Genomic DNA, 14,990 nt, shown 5'->3' with positions numbered 1-14,990 from the left:
AACCATGATGCATGAGGATCGAACCACATGACCGTTTCAGCTCAGACTAACCAGTGGAATTTTGCACCTCGCGTGGCGTGGGTGATTTTTGTTGCCATGATTTTTGGCAACTTTATGGCCATTTTAGATATTCAGATTGTGGCCAGTTCACTCAATGAAATTCAGGCAGGCATGAGCGCCAGTCGCTATGAAGTCACTTGGGTGCAAACGGTCTATCTGATTGCTGAAATTATCGCGATTCCGATGTCGAGTGTTTTGTCGCGAATCCTTTCAACCCGTGTTTACTATACCTTGTGCGCGGTCGGATTTACCTTCAGTTCACTATTATGTGCACTGGCATGGAATCTAGAAAGCTTATTGGTGTTTCGCGCCTTACAAGGCTTTATGGGCGGCGGGATGATCCCGACATCTATGACCGCGCTATTTTTACTGTTTCCCGAAGCCAAACGTGCAGTGCCATTGGTGCTGTTTGGAATGATCAGTACCTTGGGGCCCGCGATTGGGCCCACGATTGGTGGCTGGCTCACCACCAATTTTTCGTGGCACTGGATGTTTCTGATCAATATTATTCCGGGGATTATTATTTCGGTGGTGGTGTATGCCAATCCCGCGATTGACCGTGCCAATTATAAATTGGTTCGAGAACTGGACTGGTTTAGCTTGGTCGGCATGGCCATGTTTTTGGGAGGACTGGAGTATTTCCTCGACGAAGGTGGTCGCTATGACTGGTTTGCCGATGTCGGTGTACGGGTTGCGTTTTTGGTGAGTCTGTTGGGCGCGATGATTTTCTTTTATCGCAGTTTTGTGACCCCCAAACCTTTGCTGGATCTGAGTGTATTTAAAAATAAAAACTTCACCTTAAGCTGCATGATTACTTTTGTGATTGGCATGGCCTTGTATGGTTTGGGCTACATGATTCCAGTCTTTCTAGGGCAAGTGCGCGAGATGAATAGCAGCCAGATTGGCCACATCATGATGGTCACCGGCATTGTGATGTTCTTCTTCGCGCCAGTGCTGGCATGGTTAATTCCCAACTTTGATGCGCGTAAAACAGTTTTTGTGGGCATGTTGATGGCTGCATTTGGTGTCTGGCTGAATGCGCATTTAACCATTCAAAGCGATTACGATTTTATGTTTTGGCCGCAAGTGTATCGGGGAATTGGCCTGATGATTTGCCTGATTGTGATTTCACAGTTGGCCATGAGTACCCTGCCCGAACACAAGATTGCCGATGCCAGCGGAATTTATAACCTGATGCGAAACATTGGCGGAGCCGTAGGGCTGGCGCTGATCAATTCACGTATCGACTGGCTGACGGCATGGCACAGCAATGAACTCAATAGTGGCCTCACTCCAGACAACTGGATTTTTGTCGAAAAGATGGCGCAATTGAAGGCGCAGTATGCTGAATTGGGCGATCTTTCAGAGCAGTTGGCCACGCAAGTCATTTACCAGCAAGTCCATTATCAGGCCCTTGCATCAAGCTTTAACGATTTATTGAAACTACTGGCCATGATCATGCTGGTGATGGCTTTTCTTACCTTTTTTATGGATCGGGGGAAAAAAGTCTCACTCTAAATGTTCAGGTTAGTGACCTATGGGGAAAAATATTGTTGCAGTAAAAAATAAGGCAATCCGGCCACTCGCTCTCAATGCTGGATGCCAGTTTAAACAAGAAATGTTTATTCATTATCAAAAATAATAGGGGTCAGTTTGATGTCATCTATCGAATTAACACAAGCCACCGAGGTGGTGAGCACAAAATCTAAAGCAAAACCACGCGGGCGTTATATGAAGCGTGAAGATATCTCTTCAGAATATCTAGACCAGATGTATGAAATTTATTCAGAGTATTATGCCAATACGCGTAAGTCGATCTTTTTGGAGGATTTTAAAAAGAAACACGGCGCTATTCTAATTTTGCACCCGAAGCGCAATGAAGTTGTGGGTTTTTCAACAGTAGCGCTCCATCAATTTACCCTCAACAATAAAAACTATACCTTCTTGTTTAGCGGCGATACCGTGATTCAAAAAGAATTCTGGGGCTGCCGCACCCTGCAAACCACCATGATGAAGCTGCTGATCAAACTGCGCTTTCGCTTTCCGTTTGATGAGCTGTATTGGCTCCTGATTTCGAAGGGCTACAAAACCTATCTACTTTTGGCCAATAACTATTTTGTTTACTACCCGCACCATGAGGGTAAGCACGCGCACCTGAAACCGATTGTCGAGCATTACTGCAAAACCTATTTTAATGAGTATTTTGATCACGACAGTGGTTTACTCAACTTTGGTAGTGACTATCAGCCCCTTAAAGCCGATGTTGCGCCAATTACGCAGCAGATGCGTCAGGATAATCCTAAAATCTCGTTTTTCGAGCGTGAAAATCCGACTTGGGTTCAGGGTACAGAATTACCATGTATTGGCCGTCTGGCATGGCAGGATGTACTTCGCTTTCCACTACGTATGCTGACCAAACCGGCCAGCAAGGGCAAACAAAGCAGCAAATCACGCCCATCCTACAATACCCCAGAAGGGGCATCTTCATGATGAAGTCCATGGCAATCACGCCGCTCTCGCATCAAGTGCTCAAGCTGTTCTGTCGTCAGACCGATCAGCGTTTTCAAAAGCAAAAAAATGCGCTTGAACAGGTGCAGCGTGAAAAACTTGAAAAGATTTTACAGATGTCTACACTCGCCCAGCAGGCGGGTGTGACCGACTATGAAAGCTTTAAAACACGTTTTCCGGTCACGCGCTATGCGCAGTGGCGTGACCAGATCACGGCCTGTCGAAGCAGTAAAACCACGCTGTCGAGTAGCAAGTTGGTGCGCTATCAGCCGACCAGCGGATCGAGTGAGCAGATTAAGTTTATCCCTTACACACAGGCATTTTTAGATGAACTCGATGCCGCAATTGCACCGTGGCTGTCGAGCATGTACCGTAAATGCAATCAACTCGATCGCGGCACGCATTACTGGTCGGTATCATGGTTACCCGAAAGCCAGCGTGAAGTACTCAAAGATGAAAATCTCAACGACGACAGTGCATTGCTTGGTTTAGGAAAACGCATTTTATCGAAATTTACCCAAGCCGTACCGAGTGATGTCTCCTTTGCTGCCCAAGCCGATGATGCACTGTTTGCGACTTTATGCTATTTGGTGGCAGATGCAGATCTGGCCATGATGTCGGTGTGGAGTCCCACCTTTGCGTTGCAATTGCTTGAAAAATTAAACGAACAAGCCGAAGAGATTGTTCAGGTCTTACAAAGCGGAACGTGGCAGCAGCGTGCAGCCTCACTGAGCCAAGTCAAAGCACCGCACCAGCCGCAGCGAGCGCTGTTGCTGGCTCGCCTGATGCAACAGTCACCACTGGATTATCAGCAGTTGTGGCCAAAACTGAGTCTGGTGTCGAGTTGGGATACCGCAGGCTCAAAACAATGGGCAGCCAGCTTACATGCAGCACTACCGTTTGCGCAGTTTGAAGGGAAAGGATTGTGGGCCACTGAAGGCGTGGTGACGATTCCCTACGACGATTGCTATCCTTTGGCCTATCACAGTCATTTTTATGAGTTTGAATACTTAAGTGGGCCGCGTCAGGGCGAAATCGTTGCTTCATGGGAACTGCAATTGAATGATCATGTCAGTCCAGTCCTCACGTCGGGTAATGGTTTATTACGTTACTGTCTCGACGACAGCCTGCGTGTGACCGGTTTTTTTGGTCAAGTGCCTTGTTTTGAGTTTCAGGGACGCCGTTTTGGTGTCGATCTGGTGGGGGAAAAGCTCTCTCCAGATGTCGCCCATAGCTTGATTACGCAGCTTAAACAGCAACAGATACAGGCCGTTTCTCTGTTTGCGGTAGATACCCAGCAACAGGCCAAACCGTTTTATTGTGTTTTGGTAGAGGGTGAGACGAGCCAGCAGGTGTGTACCCAGCAAATCGATCAGGCGCTTCGTCAGCACTTTCACTATGAGCTGGCACGTGACTTGGGGCAGCTCGATCAGCCACGCGTCTGTTATGTCGACAATGGCTGGGAAGGTTATAAGCACGTGGTCATGCGAGAAGGAATGATCGAGGGCAACATCAAGCCCGAACCGTTAAAAAAAGTCACTTTATCGAGCCTTGAACACATGTTATGTGCCGAGCCTGTCTAGCGGGATGTTGTGGAATCTGTCATGAAACAATTACATTGGTTGGGTTTGCTGGGAGTATTGATTGCGCCGAATGTCTGGTGTATGACCCTGCAAGATGCCGTGCAAAGTGCGCTGAGCTATGAGCCACAATTGAAAATTAGTGATTTAAGAGTGGGACGTGCCGAAGCCGAATTACAACAGGCCGAGCGTCGTTATGGGCTTAATGTCAGTGTAGAAGGACGTTTAGGCGTAGGACAAGTCGATAATCCACCCAATTACAGCCCGTTATTTTCAATTGATGAAAGTTTTCGGCGCACCCGTAGCCTGATGCTGAAATTTGATTATCCCCTCTACACGGCGGGACGTGAACGCCTCGGAATCGAGCTGGCCAAAACGCAAATAGCTGCGCAGTCACAGGCCTTGAGTGCACAGCAATCGACTACGGTTTTACAAACCGTGCAGGCCTACAGCGAGGTACTCAAGCAAGAGGCGATCCGTACCCTCAAGCTGAATGTGCAAAGTACGCTGCAACGTTCGTTCAGTGATGCACAAAAGCGCTTGAATGCGGGGGTGATCACGCGTGCCGATCTGGCCAAGATCGAGGCGCAGTTGGCACAGGCACAGGCCGATACCATGCGTAGCGAGGCGCAGCTCAAGATCAGTCAAACCCGGTTTTATCAACTGACAGGTCAAGCTGCAGATCACTTAGAAACACCCATTGAATTACCGCCAATTCCTGGCTCAATTGACGATATTGCCTATTCGATAGAACAGCACCCAGCATTGCAACAAGCCCGCTTAGATGCGCAATCTGCGCAAAAACAATATCGTTTAAGCAAATTGGAACTCAAACCGTCGATTGGCCTGACGGGGCGAGCGGGAATGCAATATGAAGAAAAAGATGGTGAAAGTAAGGGCTATCTGGTGGGATTGCAGTTTAATGTTCCGCTTTATGACAGTGGCTTAAACAAGGCCAATCGACAAAAAGCTACCGTGGATGTCGCGCTGGCCAGCCAAAAAATGAATGCGCTGCAACAGTCGCTTCAGCAGCAGGCACAAACCACATATTTACAATTACAGGTCGTACGACAAAACAAGCGTGCACTCGATCAGGCCATTCAGTCGGCCACGATTGCGTTACAGTTCACTAAACGGGAGCTGGAATTTGGCACCAAAACCAGTAGCGATGTACTCAATGCCGAACAAAGCCTACTCGATGTCAAAACGCAAAAAATCCTCAATCAGCAAGATGAGCTTGTTTTAACGTATCAATTATTGGATCAGATGGGACGCCTCTCCAGCGTGTTTACAGTCGCATCGAATGATGCTCCCCCGATGCCATAAGGACTAAAATTCATGAACAGTGCCGAGCAAATCGTAACCAAAAAGCCGCAAGGAATTGAAGTCCGTCATGTGGCGACAAGTGATGATCAAGAACTACGAAAACTGGTCAGTCTGCCGATGACCACGCGAGGGCTGACACTCAGTTTTCAGCGCGAACCAAGTTATTTTAAAGCCAGCCAAGTGATTTATACCCAAATTGACAGTACCGTAGCGCAGGATCACAGTACTGGTTGCTTGGTCGGGTGTTACAACATTGGTCTGCGGCCCTGTTATGTTAACGGCACCGTAATGCCGTTTCGCTACGGGGGCGATTTGCGTCTTTCACCGCAAGTGCGTGGTAAAGCAGTGTTGAAGCAGATGACACCGCATTTTAAAACCAGTTTAAAAAATCCCGATTTTTGTCAGATGATTATTTTTGATGACAACATTGCCGCGCGCCGTGCCATACAAAGTGGTCGGCTAGGCTTTCAGTATTTTGATGAAGGACTCATTGAAACCCTAACCCTGACGGGCTTTAAACACGCACAGTTTCCTAAAACGCTGCTGCATGCCAAGCAATCGATCGATTTGTCAAAGCTCAAGCGCTGCGTCGCTACAGCGGCCCATATCGAGCAAATGAATGCATTTATCCAGCAGATGGCAGCGCACTATAACTTTATTCCAGCCTATGACTTTGCGCAGCTATTGCACAACGATCCGTATTTTCAGGGCTTAACTTTAGATGATTTTCAGCTTTACTTTGAGCAGGATCGTTTGGTAGGAATGTTTGGTTTATGGAACCAAAGTGGATTTAAACAAAGTAAGGTGCTCGATTATAGTAAAAAAATTCAGACCTTCCGCCCGCTTTACAATGTGTGGGCCAAACTCAATGGCCGTATTCAACTGCCAAAAAAAGGACAATCGTTTAAGTATCATATTTTGCATTCACTGCTGTGTGAACCTGAACAACTCGCGCTACACGACACTATGTTGCGTGATGCCTTCAAGTTATCTAAACAACGGGGAATCGACGCGATTACCTTTACTTTATCGCATAAAGACCCAAGACAGCGGCTCAACGCCTATTATAAAGGCGATGTGTTGGTAGGCATGCATGGCTTTTTAACCTTCGAGCAGGATCCTCGGGGGCAGTTTGATGCAGCTCGGATTCCTTTTTTGGAAGCGGGACGCATTTAACGACGACAGCAGTCTTTCGGGGCTGCTTTTTCCAACATAACGAGGCTTAAATCTCATTTCGATGAGAAGTCACGTGTTCCACGTGGAACCTCATCTGCTTCACTATAAAATACAACATACTTTTTTAGCGATTCGACTACACTGCACTTTTTTAAGCAATGAAGGGCGTGGCGATGAAAGTTCGTGTAATGATGGCATTGTTGACAGCGATGACGGGTGTGGCACATGCCAATCTGCAAAACGTACAACAGCATCTGCAAACTCAATACCCCAAGCTCAAAATTGAAAATCTAGAAAAAACGGCGATGAATGGCCTCTATAGCGGAACCTTGGACAATCAGGTAGTGTATATCGGCGAAGACGCAGAACATATATTTGTGGGTTCAATGATTCGCCTGAAAGACCAGCGCAATCTGACCAAGGATCTGGTGATGCAAAATAATCGCATTCGCTGGAGTGATCTGCCCTTGCAGGATGCGATTAAAACCGTAAAAGGTAATGGTAAACGCCAGATCGCGGTATTTTCAGATCCGAATTGCCCTTATTGCAAACAGCTTGAGCAAAACTTGAGTCAGCTCAACAATGTGACCATTTATACTTTTCTTTATCCGCTCAAAACGCAATCTGTTACACCATCAAAACAGGTTTGGTGCTCAGCAAATCGCAGTTATGCATGGAAGAATTTAATTTCGAACAATGTCGCACCACAGGCCAACGCAAACTGTACTACGCCTGTAGAACGTAATCTGGCGCTGGGCGAACGCTTAAAGATTCAGGGCACGCCGACCTTGTTTTTTGCCAACGGACTAAAAGTGACTGGCGCACAAAGTGCAGCGCAGATTGAACAGGTGCTCAGCGAGATCAAGTGAGGCAAGATGTTGCCTCACCTTGAATCTAACCGTTTAGGCGTTACTTCGTTTGGTAATCAGGTTGTAAATAAACAAGATCACGATTGCCCCAATCACAGAGGCAATAAAGCCTGCACTGGAGTTATTGCTGTATAGCCCGAGTAGCCGGCCGCCATAAGTTGCCAGTAAAGAGCCAGCAATACCGAGTAATGTTGTCACGATGAATCCGGCTTTATCGTCACCGGGATGAATCGCGCGTGCAATCAGGCCTGCAATGAAACCCACGACAATTGCCACAATTAATGACCACATGGATGTTCTCCTTGTTTCTCATTTTTTTGGTTTTACATGATGTTGTTTGATTATGATGAAACGAAACCGATCAAAGTGACAGAGAAACTCAGATACATCCTGTAGGTGTTTTGTGCAGAGTGTAAACAAAAAAAATGGTGCGATTGCACCATTTTTCTTAAAGACCGATTTCGCCAATAAACGGCAAATGACGGTATTTTTGATCGTAATCGAGTCCGTAGCCCACAATAAAACGATCTTCAACTTCAAAGCCTAAGAATTTGACTTCAAGCTCGATTTCACGGCGTGAAGGTTTGCTCACCAGCGTACACAGCTCAATAGAATTCGGTTCACGCGTTTGCAAGATTTCCAAAACCTTGCTCAAGGTATTGCCAGAGTCAATAATATCCTCAACCACCAGAACATCTTTGCCACGAATTTCGCCGTCTAAATCTTTTAAGATTCTGACATCTCGGCTCGATACCGTGCTGGCACCATAGCTTGAAACCGTCATGAAATCGAGTTCATGTGGTTTTGCAATCGCACGACATAAGTCGGCCATAAAAATAAATGAACCACGCAACAGGCCAATCAGGACCAGATCTTTGTTGCTGTTGGCATAGTGAGCATTAATTTGTTCACCGAGCTGCTTTACTTTGGCTTGAATCTCTTCGGCAGAGATCATTACGCTCATTTCGACGGTCATGTGCAGAAACCTAAAACATCAGAAAGTTTTCAAATAAAAAAGGTGTTGACCAGCAACACCTCAAAATCATAAATCGATGACTAAAGTTTAAAGCAAAAAAGCCTGCGATGCATCATTTGTTGTGTATACATCATGCGTCAGGCTGAACTGACTGGTCCGATTTGAGTAAACATGCACAGCCCAGTAAGAGCACAGTCCAACGGACGAGATTAGTTCGACGCCGCTTTTTGATAGACTTTTTGTCCGTACACGTAGGTCGATTCGACATTACGATCGTCTCCCATGGTAAAGAGTGCAAACAAGGCATCTTCAAGCGATTTGGCTCTCGACTGACGCAGCGCCTGCAAAGCGGTGGCTTTCAAATCGAGCACCACAAAATCGGCTTCTTTGCCCAGTGCAAAATTGCCCAGTTTATCGTCTAGATCAAGCGCTTTGGCACCACCAAGTGTGGCATGATAAAACGATTCATAGGCAGAAAGTTTATCGCCCTGAAGCTGTTGGACTTTGTAGGCTTCGTTGACGGTTTGTAACAGACTAAACGATGTACCTGCACCGATGTCTGTGCCTAAACCGACTTTAACCTGTTTATCCCATGTTTTTTTCAGTGGAAACAGCCCACTACCTAAAAACAGATTCGACGTCGGACAAAACGCAATTGCTGAGTCGGTCTGGTGCATGCAGTCCCATTCGTGCTCTTCAAGATGAACACAATGTGCAAATACCGAACGTTTTCCGGTGAGGCCGTAGTGCTGATAGACATCTAAATAGCCCGTCTGCTCGGGAAATAAATCTTTCACCCACGCAATTTCGTCTTTATTTTCGCTCAAGTGCGTATGCACATAGACATCAGGAAATTCTTGTTTAAGCTGTCCTGCCCGTGCCAGTTGTTCTGGCGTAGACGTCGGAGCAAAACGCGGCGTAATCGCATAGAGCGCGCGCCCCTTCCCGTGCCATTTTTCAATCAACGCCTTAGATTCATTATAGGCACGCTCTGCGGTATCGCAGAGCCCGTCTGGGGCATGACGATCCATCAATACCTTACCAGCCACCACCCGCATCTGGCGCGCTTGTGCCGCTTCAAATAACGCGTCTACCGATTCAGGATGTACGGTACAAAACACCAAGGCCGTTGTGGTGCCGTTTTTAAGCAATTCATCGAGAAAAAACTCGGCAAGTTCTTTGGCATAGGCCGCATCTTTAAATTGTAGTTCGGTTGGAAAGGTGTAGGTATTGAGCCAGCTCAGGAGCTGTTCGCCATAGGCACCGACCATTTCGGTTTGCGGGTAATGAATGTGAGTATCAATCATGCCCGGAATAATCAATTGCTCGTGGTAATGGGTAATCTCTACATGGGCAGGCAAGTGGTCTTTTAAATTTTCCCAGTGATCAAAGGCCACAATCTTACCTTGCTCGATCAGCATCACGCCATCTTCAAGATAGCGTACGTGCTCTGCAATTTGATCGGCTTGATTAACGAGAGACTGGATATCCAAAAAGCGACCACGAATGATGGCTTGCGGAGCAGAAAATGACATACTGAACCCTACAACGTGTAATTTTTTCGGTTGATTGTAACGTATTTCATCTACCTTGGCGGCACTATATGTTGATGCGCAACATGATTATTCAAAAATACAGATAAAAAGAAAGGGCCTGAGCAAGCCCTAAAAAATGCAAGGTTTTTATTTTTTATAGCTGCAAATTTCTTGCCAAGAAAGGCACTTGGTAATGTGCACAGATAAATGATTGATCCTTTACAGGTTTGCGGACTGTGGATGTAGAATATGTGAGCGTATTTATTCCTTTAAGGACGCTCAGAGATGAATCCACGTGCACAATGATCCAATTTGTAAAACCATTAATCGCCTTCTTGCCTTTTTTTGGTGCTATCAGGGGGTGGTACCGAAATTGATATGGCAGCATCCCGACGAGCTCAAAATCTGGCAGGTTTTAGGTGTTTCTGAGGTATGGGCACTACGTGCTGTCTATGCTTCAGGTGTGGCTGAGGTAATCTTTGGCTTGTTGTTTTTGTTCTATGCCAGCAAGGTCCTGCATTACTTTAATTTGCTAGGTTTGCTGTTTCTGTTGCTGCTCGTAATGTTGTTATTGCCCTCCACTTTGGTTCAGGCCTTTAATCCAGTGATTATGAATCTGGCCATGATGGGGCTTTCATGGGTGTATGTGCGCTATGTGGCATCTTTAAGGCACTCGCAAAAGCGTTAATGCTATAAAAAAATGCCTTTGAACAAGTCAAAGGCATTTTTATGTGGTGCTTTAGCTTAAGAGTCAGACAACTCTTGTTTCTTGTTGTGACGCATCGAAAGCCACGCCGTGATTCCCAATACAATCACAATAAAACTGAGCGAGATCCAGATTGGCATGTGGAACACATCCAGCATGAGCATTTTGAAACCGATGAACAGCAAGATGATGCCCAGACCATACGGTAAATAGTGCATTTTAGATGCCGCACCTGCCAGCAAGAAGAACATGGCACGCAAGCCTAAAATCGCCATCAAGTTTGCGGTTAAAACAATAAACGGATCGGTGGTTACGGCAAAGATTGCAGGAATTGAATCGACTGCAAAAATCACATCCGAAAATTCAACCAGAATCAGCACAATAAATAACGGTGTTGCCCAGAGCACACCTTGTTCACGGATAAAGAAACGATCGCCATGGAAGTTCTGGGTAATTCGCATATGCTTGCGTAACCATTTCAGTACCTTCATATCTTCGATGTTTTGTTCTTCTTCGCCCTGACCTTTAAGGAACTTAAAGCCGGTATACACCAAGAAAGCACCAAAGATGTACAGCACCCAAGAAAACTCTTGAACGAACCAAGCACCAATAAAAATAAAGATACTGCGTAAAATAATGGCGCCCAGTACACCGTAAAGCAGAATTTTACGCTGCAGTCCTGCTGGCACAGCAAAGGCCGCAAAAATCATTAGCCAGACAAAGACATTATCAATTGCTAAGGATTTTTCAAGCAGATAACCTGCCAGATATTCCATGGTCTTCTGATTAGCGATCGCCAGTGTTGCCGTTTGTTGTAGATAGAGCCAGAGTCCGCCTGCAAACAAGAGTGCAACTGTGACCCATGCAATACTCCAAGTCAGTGCTTGCTTGAGCGGTACTTCGTCTGCTTTTTTTTGTTTGAAGCCTAAAAAGTCAATCAATAACATCACAAACACGATGCCAAAGAAGACCAGATACAGCCATGGATTGCCGATAGAGTCCATTTTTTTCTCCCTATCCGGCAAGCAGTCATAAAAAAACCTCGACCAGCTGCCAGATAACATAATAATCTGAAACAACATGATCAAGGTCTTGCCTACACAGAATAAGTATTCTGTGCTCAGATACCGACTTTTTTCAAAGTGTATTGACGATATCTGACGCGTTTGAGTCATGCTCGAAACGCTTGGAGGAGGCTACTCCCCTTGTCAAACTAAATTTTGCTTTGGATGAAAAGCATCCAATTGTTTGCAAAGCATGCCACAGTCGCGATCAAAGATCAAGCACCGAGTCACAGCTTTATTTCAACCAGCCACGACGCAGTAGCGGATAAAATAACCATGAATATACGGCAACTGCCATGTGCATAATATGCGTTTGACACAGCGGCCATATATATACGCCAAGGCCATTAATTGCCAACGCCACACCAAAGGCGCCGAGCATATCCAGCGGGAAATGTACCCCAATATAAATACGTGACCAAGCCACTGCAAACGCCATGAGCAATAAAATGCCGCCAGCCACTCGTCGCCCAACACTCAAGTATGACAATGCGATGGTACTAAAAATCAGCATGTGATTACTTGGAAAGGAAGCGGTAGCGCTGTGCTCAATCAGGGTATGACCAACACCCAGTACAAAGGGACGCGAATGTGGATAATACAGTGAAATCAAATAACCAACACCGAGTGCAATCGAGGTCAATAAGACTGCTCTTAAGGCACGTTCCTTGTTGGCAAGATCGCCAAAGCACCACAAAAAAACCAGCAGACCTAACACCAGATACAGTAAATCATTGGCAATAAAAATAGCCAGATGAATGATCCACGGCTTCGCTTCGGCCGATGCATTGATCAGGCTAAACAGCTCGAGATTGAGCGTTTCAATAGGCATGTGCCCTCCACTCTCAAATGAAGAAAGCACGCATCATAAAGAAATCAGCACAATCTGAAATTGTAAATCCGCACAGTTTTGTAAGAATTGACTGTTTAAGCAGCAATTGAAGACATGATTCGAGTGAAGGCACAGATGAAGCCCCTTCACTCAAGCAGCGCTGCTGAATTAATCTTGTAAAGCAGAAATTAATTTTTGATGCAGCCCACCGAAACCACCATTCGACATGATGACAACCGCATCACCTTCAGCGGCTTCTGAGCGAATTCGCTGAATAATCTCATCCAGCGAGTGACTGACTTGTGCAGAATTAACCGCAGCCTCAATCACGGGTTGCAAATCCCAGTCCAGACCTTCTGGTTGATACCAGATGACCTCATCAGCCAGACGTGCAGCATCTGCCAATCCCTCTTTATGACTGCCCATGCGCATGGTGTTCGAGCGCGGTTCAATCACCGCCCATAAACGGCGGTTACCCAAACGTTGACGTGCACCATCGAGCGTAGTTTCAATTGCAGTGGGGTGATGGGCAAAGTCGTCATACACTTCAATCCCCCGAATGGTTCCCAACAGTTCCATACGACGCTTCACACCGCCAAAAGCAGATAACGCCTCACAGGCCTGTGCAATACTCACTCCGACATGCTGAGCCGCCGCAATAGTTGCAAGTGCATTGGCGACGCTATGCTGACCGATCATATTCCAGCGAACTTCACCTTGAACCACGCCGTGTTCAAGGACTTTAAAATGACTACCGTCGGCGCTGAGTTGCTCGGCACTGATTTGTGCATCGTTGGCATTTAAGCTGGTACGAACCACAGGCGTCCAGCAGCCCATAGCCAAGACTTCATCAATATTGGTTTCGGTGGTTGGACTAATAATACAGCCTTCACTTGGAATGGTACGTACCAGATGATGAAACTGTTTTTGAATGGCAGCCAGATCATCAAAGATATCGGCATGGTCAAATTCGAGGTTATTTAAAATCGCTGTTTTAGGGTGATAATGAACAAACTTGGAGCGTTTATCAAAAAAAGCAGAATCGTACTCATCCGCTTCAACACAGAAATATTTTCCGCCGCCCAAACGCGCACTTTCGCTAAAACCCAGCGGAACACCGCCAATCAAAAAGCCGGGATTTAAACCCGCCTGGTCGAGCACCCAGGCCAGCATAGTTGTAGTGGTGGTTTTGCCATGTGTCCCTGCAACGCCCAACACATGTTTGCCTTGCAATACATGATCGGCCAGAAATTGTGGGCCGGAGATATAAGGTAGGCCCTGATTTAGCATGTACTCGATCGCATCGATACCACGTTTCATGGCATTGCCCACAATGACCAGATCTGGATGTGGTTGTAAGTGGCTTCGGTCGTAACCTTGCATCAATTCGATGCCTGCATGTTCGAGTTGAGTCGACATGGGTGGATAGACGTTGGCATCGGAACCTGTCACTTTATGACCCAGATCGCGGGCCAAAAGCGCCAAAGAACCCATAAATGTGCCACAAATACCCAAAATATGCAGATGCATTACTTGCCTACTCCACTGTCATTGACACATCACTTCATTTGCTCGGTGCTGTTGTCTAAATCGTTAAAATTTGAGTGCAACGATATCAAGGCTGTTTCTGAAAAGATAGTTTTTCTTGTTATCGGCTGAGGTCGTCGCATTCTGGCTAAAAATACGGCATAGTAATACTTAGCGCGTAAATTTGTAGCAAGCTGAGCAGTGAGTAAAGCATCCATTATACAGACGCAACCTACCCGAATTTTTAGCTTTGAGCGGGTGTATCCTTATTCAGCATTTCAGGTGCTATGGATGTGTGTGCCTGTTTTGCTGGTTTTTGTACTGATCTATGTCTATGTAGTGGGTGCAGGCTTTCATTTAGGGCCTGTTAGTCTCTTATTTCTACTGTATTTCGGGACGGTGGCAGGGTTGGTGCGCATGTTTTCAAAGCAGGTTCAGATCTGGTTTGATGCCAGTTGCATGTATGTGCAGTTGGGTCAGGCGCTGCCACAGTGCTATGCCAAAGCCGATATTGTAGGTTTTTATAGTTATGACTATGCCACTCAAGCACCTGCCTTAAAAAGTTCTAAAATTTGCATCCACTTTTATTTACGAAACGGACAGAAGATTATGTTGAACGATTCGGATTATCGGCGTTCAGTCGATGAATCCTCCCAGATAATCCTCAAGCAATTTCTGCAAACTGCGCAGCGCGAACTTAATTTTTTGCCTGTACGACAGCGCTATAAGCATTACGCCGATGGCGTGTATTGGTATAGTGATGCCAGTCGTGATATTGACTGATTTTACTTTTAAGCATTGCCGTGTACGCTAAGCAGGCATCAATCACTT

14 protein-coding genes are annotated in these 14,990 nt (G+C 46.1%); 8 read left to right on the top strand and 6 right to left on the bottom strand.

Annotated features, from left to right (window positions below; all coding sequences use genetic code 11):
- Positions 1-27 precede the first annotated feature (27 nt).
- The 6 genes from L2096_RS15010 to L2096_RS14985 all read left to right on the top strand — a co-directional run bounded on the left by L2096_RS15010 (position 28) and on the right by L2096_RS14985 (position 7,519).
- The gene (locus L2096_RS15010; RefSeq protein ID WP_055414715.1) at positions 28-1,578 is read left to right on the top strand and encodes a DHA2 family efflux MFS transporter permease subunit; all 1,551 of its coding nucleotides are present in this window, start codon (positions 28-30) and stop codon (positions 1,576-1,578) included.
- A gap of 213 nt (positions 1,579-1,791) precedes the next feature.
- Positions 1,792-2,550, top strand: coding sequence for a hypothetical protein (locus L2096_RS15005; protein WP_227265873.1), 759 nt, complete (start codon positions 1,792-1,794; stop codon positions 2,548-2,550).
- Positions 2,547-4,151, top strand: a complete 1,605-nt coding sequence (locus tag L2096_RS15000) for a GH3 family acyl-acid amido synthetase (RefSeq protein ID WP_250365756.1) — start codon at positions 2,547-2,549, stop codon at positions 4,149-4,151. The genes L2096_RS15005 and L2096_RS15000 overlap by 4 nt, the downstream gene beginning before the upstream one ends.
- A gap of 21 nt (positions 4,152-4,172) precedes the next feature.
- Complete coding sequence (locus L2096_RS14995) at positions 4,173-5,474, top strand: TolC family protein (protein ID WP_250365755.1); 1,302 nt, start codon at positions 4,173-4,175, stop codon at positions 5,472-5,474.
- 12 nt (positions 5,475-5,486) lie between these two features.
- Positions 5,487-6,650, top strand: a complete 1,164-nt coding sequence (locus tag L2096_RS14990) for a hypothetical protein (RefSeq protein WP_250365754.1) — start codon at positions 5,487-5,489, stop codon at positions 6,648-6,650.
- Between the two features lie 173 nt (positions 6,651-6,823).
- On the top strand, positions 6,824-7,519 hold the full coding sequence (locus L2096_RS14985) for a DsbC family protein (protein ID WP_250365753.1): 696 nt from the start codon (positions 6,824-6,826) through the stop codon (positions 7,517-7,519).
- Positions 7,520-7,552: 33 nt separating this feature from the next.
- Here the strand turns inward: L2096_RS14985 and L2096_RS14980 are convergent, their stop codons facing one another.
- The 3 genes from L2096_RS14980 to guaD all read right to left on the bottom strand — a co-directional run bounded on the left by L2096_RS14980 (position 7,553) and on the right by guaD (position 10,030).
- Entirely contained in the window at positions 7,553-7,810 is a 258-nt protein-coding gene (locus L2096_RS14980) for a GlsB/YeaQ/YmgE family stress response membrane protein (RefSeq protein ID WP_004933462.1), read from the bottom strand.
- Between the two features lie 157 nt (positions 7,811-7,967).
- Positions 7,968-8,495, bottom strand: coding sequence for a hypoxanthine phosphoribosyltransferase (gene hpt / locus L2096_RS14975; RefSeq protein ID WP_004933458.1), 528 nt, complete (start codon positions 8,493-8,495; stop codon positions 7,968-7,970).
- Between the two features lie 209 nt (positions 8,496-8,704).
- The gene (guaD, locus tag L2096_RS14970; protein WP_250365752.1) at positions 8,705-10,030 is read right to left on the bottom strand and encodes a guanine deaminase; all 1,326 of its coding nucleotides are present in this window, start codon (positions 10,028-10,030) and stop codon (positions 8,705-8,707) included.
- A gap of 295 nt (positions 10,031-10,325) precedes the next feature.
- Between guaD and L2096_RS14965 the strand changes: the two genes are divergently transcribed.
- Positions 10,326-10,718: a DoxX-like family protein gene (locus L2096_RS14965; RefSeq protein ID WP_250365751.1), complete on the top strand. Its 393-nt coding sequence runs from the start codon at positions 10,326-10,328 to the stop codon at positions 10,716-10,718.
- Positions 10,719-10,774: 56 nt separating this feature from the next.
- Here L2096_RS14965 and L2096_RS14960 read toward each other — a convergent pair whose 3' ends face one another.
- From L2096_RS14960 to mpl, 3 genes are all read right to left on the bottom strand, one after another.
- The gene (locus L2096_RS14960) at positions 10,775-11,740 is read right to left on the bottom strand and encodes a TerC family protein (RefSeq protein ID WP_004933450.1); all 966 of its coding nucleotides are present in this window, start codon (positions 11,738-11,740) and stop codon (positions 10,775-10,777) included.
- A gap of 295 nt (positions 11,741-12,035) precedes the next feature.
- Positions 12,036-12,632 carry an undecaprenyl-diphosphatase gene (locus tag L2096_RS14955; protein WP_250365750.1) on the bottom strand — a complete coding sequence of 199 codons (597 nt, stop codon included), beginning with the start codon at positions 12,630-12,632 and terminating at the stop codon, positions 12,036-12,038.
- Between the two features lie 168 nt (positions 12,633-12,800).
- Positions 12,801-14,162 (bottom strand): UDP-N-acetylmuramate:L-alanyl-gamma-D-glutamyl-meso-diaminopimelate ligase, encoded by a 1,362-nt coding sequence (gene mpl / locus L2096_RS14950; RefSeq protein ID WP_250365749.1) that lies wholly within the window; start codon positions 14,160-14,162, stop codon positions 12,801-12,803.
- A 198-nt stretch (positions 14,163-14,360) separates the two neighbouring features.
- Here mpl and L2096_RS14945 point away from each other — a divergent pair, with 198 nt between their 5' ends.
- The gene (locus L2096_RS14945) at positions 14,361-14,942 is read left to right on the top strand and encodes a hypothetical protein (RefSeq protein ID WP_250365748.1); all 582 of its coding nucleotides are present in this window, start codon (positions 14,361-14,363) and stop codon (positions 14,940-14,942) included.
- Positions 14,943-14,990: the final 48 nt, after the last annotated feature.

Source organism: Acinetobacter sp. ACZLY 512 (assembly GCF_023614015.1).
Taxonomy (GTDB): Bacteria; Pseudomonadota; Gammaproteobacteria; order Pseudomonadales; family Moraxellaceae; genus Acinetobacter; species Acinetobacter soli.
This window is presented reverse-complemented; position numbering and strand designations above follow the sequence as displayed.